The 13,861-nt window shown below is 68.2% G+C and carries 11 protein-coding genes; 2 read left to right on the top strand and 9 right to left on the bottom strand.

What is annotated here, in order from left to right:
• Positions 1 to 68 precede the first annotated feature (68 nt).
• Positions 69 to 971: an NAD(P)-dependent oxidoreductase gene (locus ACIRPX_RS21805; RefSeq protein WP_404196961.1), complete on the top strand. Its 903-nt coding sequence runs from the start codon at positions 69 to 71 to the stop codon at positions 969 to 971.
• A gap of 3 nt (positions 972 to 974) precedes the next feature.
• The gene (locus tag ACIRPX_RS21800; RefSeq protein WP_404196959.1) at positions 975 to 1,358 is read left to right on the top strand and encodes an NTP pyrophosphohydrolase; all 384 of its coding nucleotides are present in this window, start codon (positions 975 to 977) and stop codon (positions 1,356 to 1,358) included.
• A gap of 73 nt (positions 1,359 to 1,431) precedes the next feature.
• On the opposite strand, the gene ACIRPX_RS21795 is transcribed toward ACIRPX_RS21800, so the two are convergent.
• The 9 genes from ACIRPX_RS21795 to ngcE all read right to left on the bottom strand — a co-directional run bounded on the left by ACIRPX_RS21795 (position 1,432) and on the right by ngcE (position 13,534).
• On the bottom strand, positions 1,432 to 2,931 hold the full coding sequence (locus ACIRPX_RS21795; protein ID WP_404196956.1) for an amino acid permease: 1,500 nt from the start codon (positions 2,929 to 2,931) through the stop codon (positions 1,432 to 1,434).
• A 150-nt stretch (positions 2,932 to 3,081) separates the two neighbouring features.
• Positions 3,082 to 5,010: a 1-deoxy-D-xylulose-5-phosphate synthase gene (gene dxs / locus ACIRPX_RS21790; RefSeq protein WP_404197273.1), complete on the bottom strand. Its 1,929-nt coding sequence runs from the start codon at positions 5,008 to 5,010 to the stop codon at positions 3,082 to 3,084.
• A 207-nt stretch (positions 5,011 to 5,217) separates the two neighbouring features.
• Positions 5,218 to 6,519: a sugar ABC transporter permease gene (locus tag ACIRPX_RS21785; RefSeq protein ID WP_404196953.1), complete on the bottom strand. Its 1,302-nt coding sequence runs from the start codon at positions 6,517 to 6,519 to the stop codon at positions 5,218 to 5,220.
• Complete coding sequence (locus ACIRPX_RS21780; RefSeq protein WP_404196951.1) at positions 6,516 to 7,307, bottom strand: ATP-binding cassette domain-containing protein; 792 nt, start codon at positions 7,305 to 7,307, stop codon at positions 6,516 to 6,518. The genes ACIRPX_RS21785 and ACIRPX_RS21780 overlap by 4 nt, the downstream gene beginning before the upstream one ends.
• A gap of 183 nt (positions 7,308 to 7,490) precedes the next feature.
• A complete protein-coding gene (locus ACIRPX_RS21775; protein ID WP_404197271.1) occupies positions 7,491 to 8,588 on the bottom strand; it encodes a sugar ABC transporter substrate-binding protein in 1,098 nt (365 codons plus the stop codon).
• Positions 8,589 to 8,721: 133 nt separating this feature from the next.
• Positions 8,722 to 9,921, bottom strand: a complete 1,200-nt coding sequence (locus tag ACIRPX_RS21770) for an ROK family transcriptional regulator (RefSeq protein WP_404196948.1) — start codon at positions 9,919 to 9,921, stop codon at positions 8,722 to 8,724.
• Positions 9,922 to 10,130: 209 nt separating this feature from the next.
• Positions 10,131 to 11,057: a carbohydrate ABC transporter permease gene (locus ACIRPX_RS21765; RefSeq protein ID WP_404196946.1), complete on the bottom strand. Its 927-nt coding sequence runs from the start codon at positions 11,055 to 11,057 to the stop codon at positions 10,131 to 10,133.
• 15 nt (positions 11,058 to 11,072) lie between these two features.
• Complete coding sequence (locus ACIRPX_RS21760; protein WP_404196943.1) at positions 11,073 to 12,008, bottom strand: carbohydrate ABC transporter permease; 936 nt, start codon at positions 12,006 to 12,008, stop codon at positions 11,073 to 11,075.
• A 65-nt stretch (positions 12,009 to 12,073) separates the two neighbouring features.
• Positions 12,074 to 13,534 carry an N-acetylglucosamine/diacetylchitobiose ABC transporter substrate-binding protein gene (gene ngcE, locus ACIRPX_RS21755; RefSeq protein WP_404196940.1) on the bottom strand — a complete coding sequence of 487 codons (1,461 nt, stop codon included), beginning with the start codon at positions 13,532 to 13,534 and terminating at the stop codon, positions 12,074 to 12,076.
• Positions 13,535 to 13,861: the final 327 nt, after the last annotated feature.

Genomic DNA, 13,861 nt, shown 5'->3' with positions numbered 1-13,861 from the left:
GGCGGGCAGGCTGTTCCCAGCAACCCCCACACGCGTGCAGAACCCGTACGAGTAAGGAAGCCGACCTCATGACCGACCAGCTCACCGTGAGCGTCCTGGGCACGGGCATCATGGGTGCCGCGATGGCCCGCAACATCGCCCGCGCCGGACACACCGTCCGCGTCTGGAACCGCACCTCCGCCAAGGCCGAGCCGCTCGCCGCCGACGGGGCCCAGGTGTGCGGCTCCCCCGCCGAGGCGGTCCAGGGCGCCGACGTGGTCCTGACCATCCTCTACGACGGCCCGGCCGCCCTCGCGGTCCTGCGCGAGGCCGCCCCCGCCCTGCGCCCCGGCATGGTCTGGATGCAGTCGACCACCGCCGGCACCGAGGCGATCGGCGACCTCGCGGCCTTCGCCCGGCAGCACGGACTCGTCTTCTACGACGCTCCCGTGCTCGGCACCCGCCAGCCCGCCGAGGCCGGCCGGCTGACCGTGCTGGCCGCCGGCCCCGTCGAGGGCCGCGGCACCGTGGAGCCGGTGTTCGAGGCGGTCGGCGCGCGCACCGTGTGGACCGGCGAGGACGGCGCGGCGGGCAGCGCGAGCCGGCTGAAGCTGGTGGCCAACAGCTGGGTGCTCGCCGCCACCGCGGCGACCGGCGAGGTCCTGGCGCTGGCGCGGGCCCTCGGCGTCGCCCCGGAGAGCTTCTTCGACCTCATCGCCGGCGGACCGCTCGACATGGGCTATCTCAAGGCCAAGGCGGAGCTGGTGCTGGAGGACCGGCTCACCCCGGCAAGTTTCGCGGTGGACACCGCGGCCAAGGACGCCCGGCTGATCGTCGAGGCGGGGCGGCGGGGCGGGGTCCGGCTGGACGTGGCCGCCGCTGCCGCGGAGCGCTTCGAGCGGGCCGCCGCGCAGGGCCACGCCGACCAGGACATGGCCGCCGCGTACTTCGCCAGCTTCGAGGAGAACGAGAACGGGAAGCAGGGCGGCTGACCGATGGAGGCCGATGCCGAAGGCGGCTCACCCCTGCTCCTGGTCGTCGACGCCGCGAACGTCGTCGGCTCGGTCCCCGACGGCTGGTGGCGCGACCGGCGCGGGGCCGCGGAACGCCTGCGCGACCGGCTGGCGGCCGACGGTCTCCCGGGCCGCACCGGTCCCGTGGAGATCGTCCTGGTGGTGGAGGGGGCGGCCCGCGGCGTGGAGTCCGTGCCCGGCGTACGGGTGGAGTCGGCGCCGGGCAGCGGGGACGACCACATGGTCGACCTGGTGGCGGGCGCGGCCGGGCGGCCCGTCCTGGTGGTGACGGCGGACCGGGAGCTGCGCCGGCGCGTGCGGGACCTGGGCGCGGAGGTCACGGGACCGCGGGCCGTCCGGCCCTAGGACCGCACACGGCTGCGGCCCCTGCCGTCGTCCGCGGGCGGACGGCAGGGGCCGCGGGTGTGCGGGCCGCGGGTCACCGCCCGGCCGCCGAGGTCTCCTGCCGGGACCGGGCGAGCCGGCTGTGGGAGCGGCTGTAGAAGAAGTACACGACGAGGCCGATGACCATCCAGATGGCGAACCGGAGCCAGGTCTCGGCGGGCAGGTTCAGCATCAGCCACAGCGAGGCCAGCACCGACAGGATCGGCAGGACCGGCACCCACGGGGTACGGAAGGAGCGCTCCAGGTCGGGGCGGCTCCGGCGCAGGATGATCACGCTGATCGCGACGATCACGAAGGCGAAGAGCGTGCCGATGTTCACCAGTTCGGCGAGCTCGCTGAGGCTGGTGAAGCCCGCGACGATCGCGATGACGACGCCGAGCAGGATCGTCGGCCGGTACGGCGTGCGGAACCTGGGGTGCGTGTGCGAGAAGAACCGCGGCAGCAGCCCGTCCCGGCTCATCGCGAAGAACACCCGGGACTGCCCCAGCAGCAGGATCATGCACACCGTGGTCAGGCCGACGGCGGCGCCGAAGCTGATCAGGCCCGCGAACCAGGGATGCCCGGTGGCCTTGAACGCGTCGGCGAGCGGCGCGTCCACGGAGAGCTTGCTGTACTTCTGCATGCCGGTCACCACGATCGACACGGCGACGTAGAGCGCGGTGCAGATGATCAGGGAGCCCAGGATGCCGCGCGGTACGTCCCGTTGCGGGTGGCGGGTCTCCTCGGCGGCGGTGGCCACGACGTCGAAGCCGATGAAGGCGAAGAAGACGACGGACGCGGCGGTGAAGATGCCCATGACGCCGAAGTTGGACGGCGCCCAGCCGAACATCAGCTGGATCAGCGGCGCCTTGAGGTTGCCGCCCGCCTCCACGGCCTGCTCCGGCGGGACGAAGGGGTGGTAGTTGTCGCCCTTGATGAAGAAGGCGCCCGCGATGATCACGACGAGGACGACGGCCACCTTGACGGCGACGACGACGGAGGTGACGCGCGCGGAGAGCTTCATGCCGAGCACGAGGACGGCGGTCAGCACCAGGACCAGCGCGGCGGCGAGGATGTCGAAGCCGAAGCCGGACGCGCCGTCCCGGCCGCTCAGGGCCTCGGGCAGATGCCAGCCGGCGTTGTCGAGCAGCGAGTGGATGTAGCCGGACCAGCCGACGGCCACCACCGCCGTGCCCAGCGCCAGTTCCAGCACCAGGTCCCAGCCGATGATCCAGGCGGGGAACTCACCGAGGGAGGCGTAGGAGAAGGTGTAGGCGGAGCCCGCCACCGGGACCGTGGAGGCGAACTCGGCGTAGCACAGGGCGGCGAGCCCGCACACGACGCCGGCGACGACGAAGGACAGGGACACCGCGGGGCCCGCGGTGTTCTTCGCGGCCGTGCCGGTCAGGACGAAGATGCCGGTGCCGATGATGACACCGACGCCGAACACCGTCAGATCGAGGGCCGACAGTGACTTCCTGAGCGCGTGTTCCGGTTCCTCGGTGTCCCGGATGGACTGTTCGATGTTCTTCGTCCTGAAGAGCGTGCTGCTCACGTACCTACCTCCCACGTTTGTCGTCCTCGACATGATCGAGAGGGCCGGGCGTACGTGTGCCCCGGCAAAGGCAGGTTCACGCAAACGGGCCGGTTCCGCCACCTGTAGGAGTGGGGGAACCGGCCCGCGGCGACGCGCTTCGTCCAGCCTCTAGTCGCGGGCGGGCTCCACCGAGTCCACCCCGGCCGCCGTGCGGTCGAAGCGGCCGTCCAGCCTGGAGACGAGGCCGGTGACCTGGCGGGCGATGTCGGGGGCGGTGAGCCCGATCTCCGCCATCACCTCGGCGCGGGCGGCGTGGTCGAGGAAGCGCGGCGGGATGCCGAAGTCGCGCAGCGGCACGTCGACGCCCGCGTCCCGCAGGGCCTGGGCGATCGCGGACCCGACACCGCCGACCCGGGAGTTGTCCTCGACGGTGACGACGACGCGGTGCCGCTCCGCCAGCGGCGCCATCGCCTCGTCGACCGGCTTGACCCAGCGCGGGTCGACGACGGTGGTGGAGATGCCGTGCTTGTCGAGCAGCGCGGCGATCTCCAGGCACATCGGGGCCAGCGCGCCGACGGAGACGAGCAGCACGTCGGGCTGGCCGGTCCCCGGCTCGCGCAGGACGTCCATGCCGCCCACGCGTCCCACGGCGGGCACGGCCGGGCCGACGGCGCCCTTGGAGAAGCGCACCACGGTCGGCGCGTCCTCGACCTTCACGGCCTCGCGCAGCTGGGCGCGCACCTGGTCGGCGTCGCGCGGAGCGGCGAGGCGCAGCCCCGGCACGACCTGAAGGATCGACATGTCCCACATGCCGTTGTGGGAGGCTCCGTCGGTGCCGGTGACGCCCGCCCGGTCCAGTACGAAGGTCACGCCGCACTTGTGCAGCGCGACGTCCATCAGGACCTGGTCGAAGGCGCGGTTGAGGAAGGTGGCGTAGACGGCGAAGACGGGGTGCAGCCCGCCGTGGGCCAGGCCCGCGGCCGACACGGCGCCGTGCTGCTCGGCGATGCCGACGTCGTAGATCCGCTCCGGGAAGGTGTCCGCGAACTTCTTCAGGCCGACCGGCTGGAGCATCGCGGCGGTGATCGCGACGATGTCGCGCCGCTCATGGCCGAGCTTGACCATCTCGTCGCCGAAGACGGAGGTCCAGTCGGCGCCCGAGGCCTTGATGGGCAGGCCGGTGTCGGGGTGGATGGGGCCGATGCCGTGGAAGCGGTCGGCCTCGTCCTGCAGGGCGGGCTGGTAGCCGCGGCCCTTCTCGGTGAGGCAGTGCACGATCACGGGCCCGCCGAACCGCTTGGCGCGTGCCAGCGCCGACTCCAGGGCCTCGATGTCGTGGCCGTCGATCGGGCCGACGTACTTGAGCCCGAGGTCCTCGAACATGCCCTGCGGCGCGATGAAGTCCTTGAGGCCCTTCTTGGCCCCGTGCAGGGTCTCGTAGAGGGGCTTGCCGACCACCGGGGTGCGCTCCAGGAGGTCCTTCCCGCGGGCCAGGAAGCGCTCGTAGCCGTCCGTCGTGCGCAGGGTCGCGAGGTGGTTGGCCAGGCCGCCGATGGTCGGCGCGTACGACCGCTCGTTGTCGTTGACGACGATGACCAGGGGCCGGTCCTTGGCGTCGGCGATGTTGTTGAGCGCCTCCCAGGCCATGCCGCCCGTCAGGGCACCGTCACCGATCACGGCGACCACGTGGTCGTCGCGCTCCAGGATCTGGTTGGCCTTGGCGAGCCCGTCGGCCCAGCCCAGCACCGTGGAGGCGTGGCTGTTCTCGATCACGTCGTGCTCGGACTCGGCCTGGGAGGGGTAGCCGGACAGGCCGCCCTTCTTCTTCAGCCGGGAGAAGTCCTGGCGGCCGGTGAGCAGCTTGTGCACGTAGGACTGGTGGCCCGTGTCCCACAGCACCCGGTCCATGGGGGACTCGAAGACCCGGTGCAGGGCGATGGTCAGCTCCACCACACCGAGGTTCGGGCCGAGGTGGCCGCCGGTCTTGGAGACCGCGTCGACGAGGAAGCCGCGGATCTCCTCCGCCAGCTGGTCCAGCTCCTCCAGGCTGAGCCGGTCGAGATCGCGCGGTCCCCTGATGCGGGTCAGCAGCGGCACCCGTGCCTCCTTGCAGTAGAGCTGATCGAGCTGTTGCCGGGACTTGACGAGTCTAATGTTCCGCCTTTGCGCGCGGCGCCCGGGCGGTGCGTGATGCGTCACGCGGTCGGCCGTACCCAGGATCGGCGGTGCCTATGACAAGACGGTGCCCCGGACATGGCTGTGCCCGGTACCGCCGTTGGTACCGGGCACAGGATCGGGTGGGCCCTAGGCGCGGCCCGCCGTCCTCTGGGTCTTGCGGGTGACCGCGTCGATGACGACGGTCGCCAGCAGAACGCCGCCGGTGATCATGTACTGGACCGGGGAGGCGATGCCCTCCAGCGCCAGGCCGTACTGGATCGAGACGATGACCAGCACACCGAGCAGCGCGTTCCAGGTGCGGCCCCGGCCGCCGAACAGGGACGTACCGCCGATGACGGCCGCCGCGATGGCGTTCATCAGCAGGTCGCCGGCGCCGGCGCCCTGGTTGGCGGAGGCGATCTTCGAGGCGATGAACAGACCGCCGATCGCGGCGAAGGTGCCGGAGATCGCGAAGACCGAGATCCGGATCAGCTCCACGTTGATACCGGCACGCCGGGAGGCCTCGACGCTGCCGCCGAGCGCGAACACCTTGCGGCCGTACGACGTGCGGCGCAGCACGAAGTCCGTGAACAGCAGGACGCCGATGAAGATCACGACGGCCAGCGGCAGGCCCTTGTACTGGTTGTAGACGATGGCGACGGCGAACGAGAGGACCGCCAGCAGCGCCGTGCGCAGGATGGTTTCGCTCAGCGGCCGCGACGGCACACCGGCGGCCTCGCGGCGGCGGTTGCCGAGGAAGGCGCTGACGAAGTACAGCGCGGTCACGGCGATGGCGAGGCTGTACGCGGCCGCCACGTCGGTGAAGTAGTACGTGGTCAGCTTCGCGACCATGCCGTTGCTCTTCAGGTTGATCGTGCCGTTGGAGCCCAGGATCTGGAGCATGAAGCCGTTCCAGAAGAGCAGGCCGGCCAGGGTGACCGCGAAGGCGGGCACACCGATCTTCGCGAAGAAGAAGCCGTGGATCGCGCCGGCGGCGGTGCCGGTGAGGATGGCCAGGAAGAAGGCCAGCCACTCGTTCATGCCGTGGTTGATGTTCAGCACGGCGAAGGCGGCACCCGCGACACCGGAGACCGAGCCGACCGACAGGTCGATCTCACCGAGCAGCAGCACGAAGACGATGCCGACGGCGATCATGCCCGTACCGACCATCGCGATGGAGATGTCGGAGAGGTTGTTCGCGGTGAGGAAGTTGGAGTTCAGGCTCTGGAAGATGATCCAGATGATCGCCAGGCCGATGACGACCGGGATGGACCCCAGGTCGCCGGCCTTCATCTTGCGCTTGAACTCGGTGATGTAGCCCGCGAAACCCTGTTCGCGCACCAGCAGCCGGGGGTCGACGGCGACGTCGGAGCCGCGCGCCGCGTCGGGGTTCTCCACGACGTGGTCGTCAGGGGTTCCCGGGGCCGCGGAGGTCTTGTCGATGCTCACTTCTTGATCTCCCCAGTGGTGCGCGCCGCACGACGGGTCACGGCGTTGTCCGTGGCACCGGTGATGGCGGAGATGATCTCTTCCTGCGAGGTCGACTTCACCTCGAAGACGCCGTTGTTGCGACCCAGACGCAGCACCGCCACCTTGTCGGCGACGGCCTTCACGTCAGCCATGTTGTGGCTGATCAGGATCACGGCGTGGTTGCGCTCGCGCAGCCGCTCGACCAGGTCGAGGACCTGGGCGGTCTGCTCGACGCCCAGAGCGGCGGTGGGCTCGTCGAGGATGACCAGCTTGGGCTCGCCGAGCATGGAGCGGGCGATGGCCACGGTCTGGCGCTGACCGCCGGAGAGCGAGGCGATCGGGATGCGGACGCTGGGGATGCGGATCGACAGCTGGTCCAGCAGCTCGCGCGAGCGGCGCTCCATCTCGACCTCGTCCAGCACGCCGTACTTGTGGACCTCACGGCCCAGGTACAGGTTGCCGACGACGTCGATGTTGTCGCACAGCGCGAGGTCCTGGTACACCGTCGCGATGCCCAGGTGCTGGGCGTCGTGGGGCCGGTTGATGTTGACCGACTTGCCTTCCCACTCGATGACGCCCTCATCGATGGGATGCACGCCGGCGATCGTCTTGACCAGCGTGGACTTTCCGGCTCCGTTGTCGCCGACCAGGGCGACCACCTCACCGGCGTGGACCTCAAGCTCTACGTCGGTGAGCGCCTGAACGGCACCGAACCGCTTGGAGACCCCGCGCAACGCCAGCACGGGCGTAGCGGACACGTGAACCATCTCCTTCGCCGCCTGACCCGGCGGGAGGTTGTGCAGAAAGTTTGGGGGCTGATCCGTCCGGCGCCCCGCGACGAGCTTGCGGGGCTGTTTGATGCGCGGGGCGCCGGAGGAGCCTTCGGGGCGGGCGTCCCGTAGGGGAATTCAAGAGCGAATTCCCCTACCTGGGAAGGGACGCGCCGCTGCTTACTTCAGACCGATCTTGTCGCAGGCGGCCTTGTACTGCGGCGTGCAGATGTCCGCGACCGTGTAGACGCCGTCCTTGATGACGGTGTCCTGGATGTTGTCCTTGGTCAGCGACTGGACCGCGACCAGGACCGACGGGATCTGCTGGGTGGTGGGGCTGTCGACCTTGTCCTTGGCGACGGAGTCGAGCGACTTGCCCTGGGCGAGGTCCACGGCCATCTCGGCGGCGGCGTCGGCCTCCGGCGCGTAGGGCTTGTAGACGCTCATGTACTGGGTGCCGGCGACGATGCGCTGGACACCCGCGAGCTCCGCGTCCTGGCCGGTGACCGGGATGTTGGAGATGCCGGCGGCCTTGAGGGCGGTGATGATACCGCCGGCCATGCCGTCGTTGGCGGAGTAGACGCCGATGAGGTTCTTCTTGCCGATCGCCGAGATCGCGCCCTCCATGTTGGCGTTGGCGTTCTCCGGCTTCCAGTCCTTGGTGTCGTAGGACTTGCCGATGTTCACCTTGCCCTGGAGCACCGAGAGGGCGCCCTTCTTGAACTGGGCGGCGTTCGGGTCGGTGGAGGACCCGTTCATCATGACGATCTTGCCGGACTTGGCCTTCGAGCCGAGGGCCTTGAGGAGGGCCTCGCCCTGGGTCTTGCCGACGGTCTCGTTGTCGAACGAGGTGTACGCGTCGATGGGACCCTGCGCGAGACGGTCGTAGGCGACGACCGGGATGCCCGCGTCCTTGGCCTTCTGCACCGAGTTCTTGATCGCCGCGGAGTCCACCGCGTCCACGATGAGGACGTCCACCTTGTTGGTGATCATCGTGTCGACCTGCTGGTTCTGCGTGCTGGCGTCCTGCTTGGCGTTGGCGTAGACCAGCGTCGCCTTGTTGTTCGTGAGCTCCTTGACCTTCTTCTCGATCAGGGGCTTGTCGAACTTCTCGTAACGGGCCGTCTGGTTCTCCGGCAGGAGCAGACCGACCTTGATGTTGTCGCCCTTCTTGGCGGACGACGAGGAGGAACCACCGCCGGACTCCTTCGCGCTTCCACAAGCGGCGAGGGAAACGGCCATCGCACCCGCGGCAACGGCAAACGCGGCACGACGCATACGCGTGTTCACTTCAGAAACCTCCCTGACGAGGCCGCGACACTGCGGCCGAGGTGGCTGGAAGTCAACTCGGCCACGCGTGCGACGTCAAGAAGTAAATCCTTAACGAGATGGCAACGGTGCCATCCGTTCTCTAAGTGAAGGCAGGGGTGACTGCGGACAGCGAGCCGTCCAAAAGGGTCGAATCGCCCATCTCGCTGAGCGCGAGAGCGAGCGCGCCGAGCACCTCCGCACGGCCCCCAAGTGCCCCCGGGAGAACGGACAGTTGGCGCGCCGCACTGGGAATGGCGTAGCGGCCGACGGACTCCCTGATCGGCCCGAGCACCAGCTCACCGGCCTCGGCGAGATCACCGCCGAGGACCACGCGGCTCGGGTTCAGCAGGTTGCAGAGATTGGCGACTCCACTGCCGATGTGTCGGCCGACGTCGGCGATCACCCGACGGCAGCCCGGGTCTCCGTCCCTGGCCAGCCGGACGACGCCTTCCATGGTGAGGTCGGTGCCGTGGCTCGACTGGAGCAACGGAAGCACGTAGCGCGCTGCGGCAAAGGTCTCCAGGCATCCGCGGTTCCCGCAGCGGCAGACCGGACCGGACTCGTCGAGTGTAATATGTCCGATTTCACCTGCGGTGCCGCCGGGACCCCGGTAGATCTTCCCGTTGATCACCAGACCGGCGCCGACACCGCTGGCGACCTTGATGTACGCCAGGTCCTTGACCCCCCGGCCACTGCCCCAGACCAGCTCTCCGAGAGCGCCGAGGTTGGCGTCGTTGTCCACGTGCACCGGCACGCCGAGCCGCCCCCGCAGCTCCTCGGCGGGCCTGGTGCCGGTCCAGCCCGGCAGGATCGCGGTGGAGCCCAGGGTGCCGGACTCGACGTCGATCGGGCCGGGTACGCCGAGACCCACCCCGGCGATCTTGGAGCGGTCGACGCCCGTTGCCGCGATCAGGCGGTTGACCAGTTCCTCCGCCCGGTCGAAGCCCTGCGCCGACGAGGCGTCCACGTCCAGCGGCTCGGACTCCTCGGCCAGCACCTGGTGGGCGAGGTTGCCGACCGCGACCCGCAGATGCGTATGCCCGAAGTCGACCCCGATGACGATGCCTGCGTCCCCGCTCAGCGAGACGCTGCGGGCCCTGCGGCCGCCCGCCGAGGTGGGTGTGACCTCGACCGTTCCGCCGTCCTTGAGCTCGCGGACGATGTTGGAGACCGTCGCCGCCGACAGTCCCGTGGTCCTCGCGATCTCCGCCTGCGTGAGCGACCCGGCGAGCCGCACGGCCCGTACGACCCTCTCCAGGTTGGCTCGGTGCAGCGACGACTGCGACCCCGGAGTCTCCACGACGACCTCCTGCGCGCGGGACCGCTTCGATGAGGCCCCGACTATGTCCAACTAGTGAACTCTAAGCTGAGCCGTTCGGGTCGCCTCCCGTCAAGAGGTTGAACCGCATCCGGGTTCTTGTACACAACACGGCGCGCCGCCCCGGAGGTCCGGGACGGCGCGCACGCGGTCGACTGCGGAGGGCTACCGGGGCAACCGCCGCCCTGCCGTCACTTCAGGGTCGCCGAGGTCAGCCCTGCCTGCACCTGGCGCTGGAAGGACAGGTAGACCACCAGCATGGGGATCATGGCGATGGTCACGCCCGCGAAGAGGACGGGCAGGTCGGAGGCGTACCCCTGTTGCTGCTGCAACTGGATGAGGCCCTGCGTGAGGACGTACCGCTCCGGATCGCTGCCGCTCTGCGGCTGCATGAGGACCGTCGGCAGGATGAACTGGTTCCACTGGCCGAGCGTGTTGAAGATCCCGACGCTGATCAGGCCCGGCTTGGCCATCGGCAGCATCACCTGGAAGAAGATCCGGGTGTGTGAGGCGCCGTCCAGGACCGCCGCCTCGAAGATCGCCGTGGGGAGGGTGCGGAAGAAGGCGTGCATGAAGAACACCGTGAACGGCATCGAATAGGCGATGTAGACCAGGATCAGGCCCTGGTAGGTGTTCAGCATGTCCAGCCGTTTGACCATGAAGAACAGCGGGACGAGCGCCAGGAAGACCGGGAACATCGCACCGGCGACGAAGAAGTAGTACAGCAGCCGGTTGCCCCAGAACCGGTAACGGGCCAGCACGTAGGCGGCCATCGAACCGAACAGCATGGTCAGCGGCACGGAGAAGACCAGCACGATGACCGTGTTGAGGAAGTAGTCGCCGATGCCCTTGTTCCAGGCCCGGCGGAAGACGTCGAAGGACCAGTTGTGCGGCCAGCCGAACGCCGAACCACCGATCTGGACGTCCGTCTTGAAGGAGCTGAACACCAGCCACAGCAACGGCAGCACGATCAGCAGGGCCCAGAGGGCGAGGAAGCCGTGGGAGAACGCGTTCAGGACGACGCCCTCGCCGGCCTGGTCGCCGCGGCGGCGGGCGGGGGCCCTGGTGACCGCCCCCTCGGCGGGTGCGGCCGCTGTTTCCTTGATGGGTGCGCTCATCGTCGTATCTCCCGCTCAGAATTCGACGCGGTCGCGGCGAGTGGCGCGCAGCATGACCACGGACAGGACCAGGGTGAGCAGCAGCATGACGACGCCCATGGCGCAGGCGTATCCGCTCTTGCCGTAGTACTGGAAGTTGCGCATCAGCACCGTCGACATCACGTCGCTGTGGTGGTCGGGGCCGCCGCCGTAGGCGCCCATGTTCGCGGTCATGGAGGACACCAGGACGAACATGTCCATCGCGACGATGCCCAGGTACACCCAGGCGGTCTGCACGGTGTCCCACAGCAGCGGCAGGGTGATGCGGAAGAAGGACTGGTTGCGGCCCGCACCGTCGATGAGGGCGGCCTCGTAGATGTCCTTCGGGATGGACTGCATGGCGGCCGAGAACAGCACCAGGTAGAAGCCGACGCCGTGCCAGACCACCGCCGCCATCAGCGCCCACAGCACGATGTTGGGCTCGTTGAGCCATTCCACGGGATTGGTCGCGTCGACCAGGTGGATTTTGATCAGGAAACCGTTGAGCAGGCCGCCACCGTCACTGCGGTACACCGCGTTGAACAGCACGGCGACGATCGCCAGCGACAGCACCTGGGGGAAGAAGTAGACGACTTTGTAGAACGCCGATCCGGATACGCCCTGCACTCCGCCCGCCCTGCTGCGGCCGCCGGCGTTCACCATGAACGCGAAGAACAGCGCGAGCAGGATCGTGATCACCGGAATGAAGATCAGAAACAGGATGTTGTGCCAGATGGCCTGCATGAAGACGTCGTCCTGGAACAGCGCCTTGTAGTTGTCCAGACCGACGAACTTGAAGGTCTGCGACTGACCCTTCCAGTCGGTGAGCGAATAGCCGAACGTCTGGATGTACGGCCAGATCACGAAGATCAGGTAGAGCGCCACGGGAACGAAGAGAAATCCCGCGACGAACCTGTACTGCCCTTTGCGCATTGGCGTCCCTGCCCCTGATGTCCTTTCCCGGGCCGGAGCTCGCCGGCCCGGGAAACGGCGTTGAGTCAGTCCCGGTGGTTCTTCTTGGAAGCCGGGTCCTTGGCCTGCTTGTCGACCGCGGCCTGGCACCGCTTCAGCCATTCCTTCGGCTGAATACGCTTGGACATCAACTCGTTGGACGCGGCCTCGATGGCGGTGCCCATCTCGCTGTACCACTCGGTGTACAGGTAGCGGAAGGTGTTGCCGCCGGCCGCCTTGGACGCCTCGACGGTGGACTGGGTGCCCGGGCGCAGCTTGACGCTCGGGTCGACGCCGTCCTTGAGGATGGTGAGGGAGTTGGCCTCCTTGGCGAACAGCGTCGACCACTCCTTGGAGAGCATGCGCCGCATGAACTCCTTGGCCCCGGGCAGGTTCTTGGCCTTCGCGGGGATGATGAAGGGCTCGCCCGAGCCGGCCCGGATCGCCTCGAAGGGCAGCTTGCTGCCGGGCAGCAGGGGCATCGGCATGAACTTCATGTCGAAGTCCGACGGCGTCTGCTTGAGCTGCTCGTTCTCCAGCCAGGAACCACAGGTGATGAAGGCGGCCTTGTACTGGTTCCAGCGGGTCTGGGACTCGGTGTGGGTCAGGCCGTTCGTCCCGGGCATCAACAGGCCCTTCTCGACGACCTCGTAGATCGCCTCGACACCCGCCTGCGCCGCGTCGGAGCCGACGAAGGCCTTGGGGTCGAGGTTGTCGATCGCCTTCATGGCGTCCAGGCCGCCCGTCTTGGCGATCAGGTCCATGATGGCGACGTTGATGTAGTACGGGTACTTGCCCTGGTGGGCGAGGCCGCCGATGCCCTGCTTCTTGGCGTCCTGGCAGACGGCGATGAAGTCGTCCCAGGTCTTCGGCTCCTCCCAGCCCTTCTCCTTGAAGAGCTTGCCGGAGTACCACAGGCCCCACACCGTGTAGATGTAGTTGAGGGCGACGATCTTGCCCTCCTGCATGCCCGCGTCCAGGGTGCCCGGGATGATCATGTCCCGGACCTTCTTGCTCGGGTCGTCCACCGAGGGGGCGTCCAGGACCGGGGCGAGATCCAGCAGCTGGCCGTTCTTGTACAGGACGTCGACCTTGATCTGCTGGGCGCCGGAGTCGTCCACGATGTCCGGCGGGTTGCCCGCGTTGAAGCGGGGCTGGAGCTTGCCGGTGATCTCCTGGGTACCGGTGTGGGTCGAGGTGATGCCGAGCTGCTTCTTGAAGCTCGCCTCCCACGCCTTGGCGTAGTCGTCGCCGTATCCCCCCTTGAAGATGACGACGTCGAGCTTGCCGTTCTTCTCGACACCGAAGGGGTTCGTCTTGGACGTCTTGCCCTGGTTGTTGTCGCTCGAGTTGTCGCTGCCGCCACCACTGGCACAGGCCGACAAGAAGCTCATCGTGGGAACGGAGATCAGGCCGAGCGCGGCGGACCTCTTGATCAGATCGCGGCGGCCGACACCGGATGCGCCGGTGGTCGCCGCGCCGTTGTTCTCGGCGGAAGTGGATCCCATGCTCAAGTCCTCGCCTTCTCCAGGACTCAGGCGGTGAACCGGATCCTTCCCGGCACCGCGGTCAGGTCAAGCAGGGTCGTGCAGGAAGTGCGCGTCGTACAGTACGGATCGGGTGAATCGCCGACAGGTATAGTCCACTTCCCGCCAACGGAGCAAGATCGAATGCAAGGTTGGCCGATGGTCTTATCCGAGTTGAGACCTCGCGGAAATATGAGTCCCCTGTGGCCCCCTTGCCGGAAAAGTCCATGACATAGACCACGAATGCCACACGCAACGCCCTTGACATCACTGACCACTTGGCCCACTACTGGTCTCTGCGCGGCTAAG

Origin of the sequence: Streptomyces sp. NPDC101225, assembly GCF_044767585.1 — a bacterium.
GTDB lineage: Bacteria > Actinomycetota > Actinomycetes > Streptomycetales > Streptomycetaceae > Streptomyces.
Note: the sequence above shows the minus strand (reverse complement) of the source record. Positions and strands in the feature narration are given on the sequence as shown.

Coding starts and splice junctions, on each gene's coding strand:
- ACIRPX_RS21765 (WP_404196946.1), bottom strand. CDS start 11,057: ATGAGCGCACCCATCAAGGAAACAGCGGCCGCACCCGCCGAGGGGGCG.
- ngcE (WP_404196940.1), bottom strand. CDS start 13,534: ATGGGATCCACTTCCGCCGAGAACAACGGCGCGGCGACCACCGGCGCA.
- ACIRPX_RS21800 (WP_404196959.1), top strand. CDS start 975: ATGGAGGCCGATGCCGAAGGCGGCTCACCCCTGCTCCTGGTCGTCGAC.
- ACIRPX_RS21760 (WP_404196943.1), bottom strand. CDS start 12,008: ATGCGCAAAGGGCAGTACAGGTTCGTCGCGGGATTTCTCTTCGTTCCC.
- ACIRPX_RS21805 (WP_404196961.1), top strand. CDS start 69: ATGACCGACCAGCTCACCGTGAGCGTCCTGGGCACGGGCATCATGGGT.
- ACIRPX_RS21775 (WP_404197271.1), bottom strand. CDS start 8,588: ATGCGTCGTGCCGCGTTTGCCGTTGCCGCGGGTGCGATGGCCGTTTCC.
- ACIRPX_RS21780 (WP_404196951.1), bottom strand. CDS start 7,307: ATGGTTCACGTGTCCGCTACGCCCGTGCTGGCGTTGCGCGGGGTCTCC.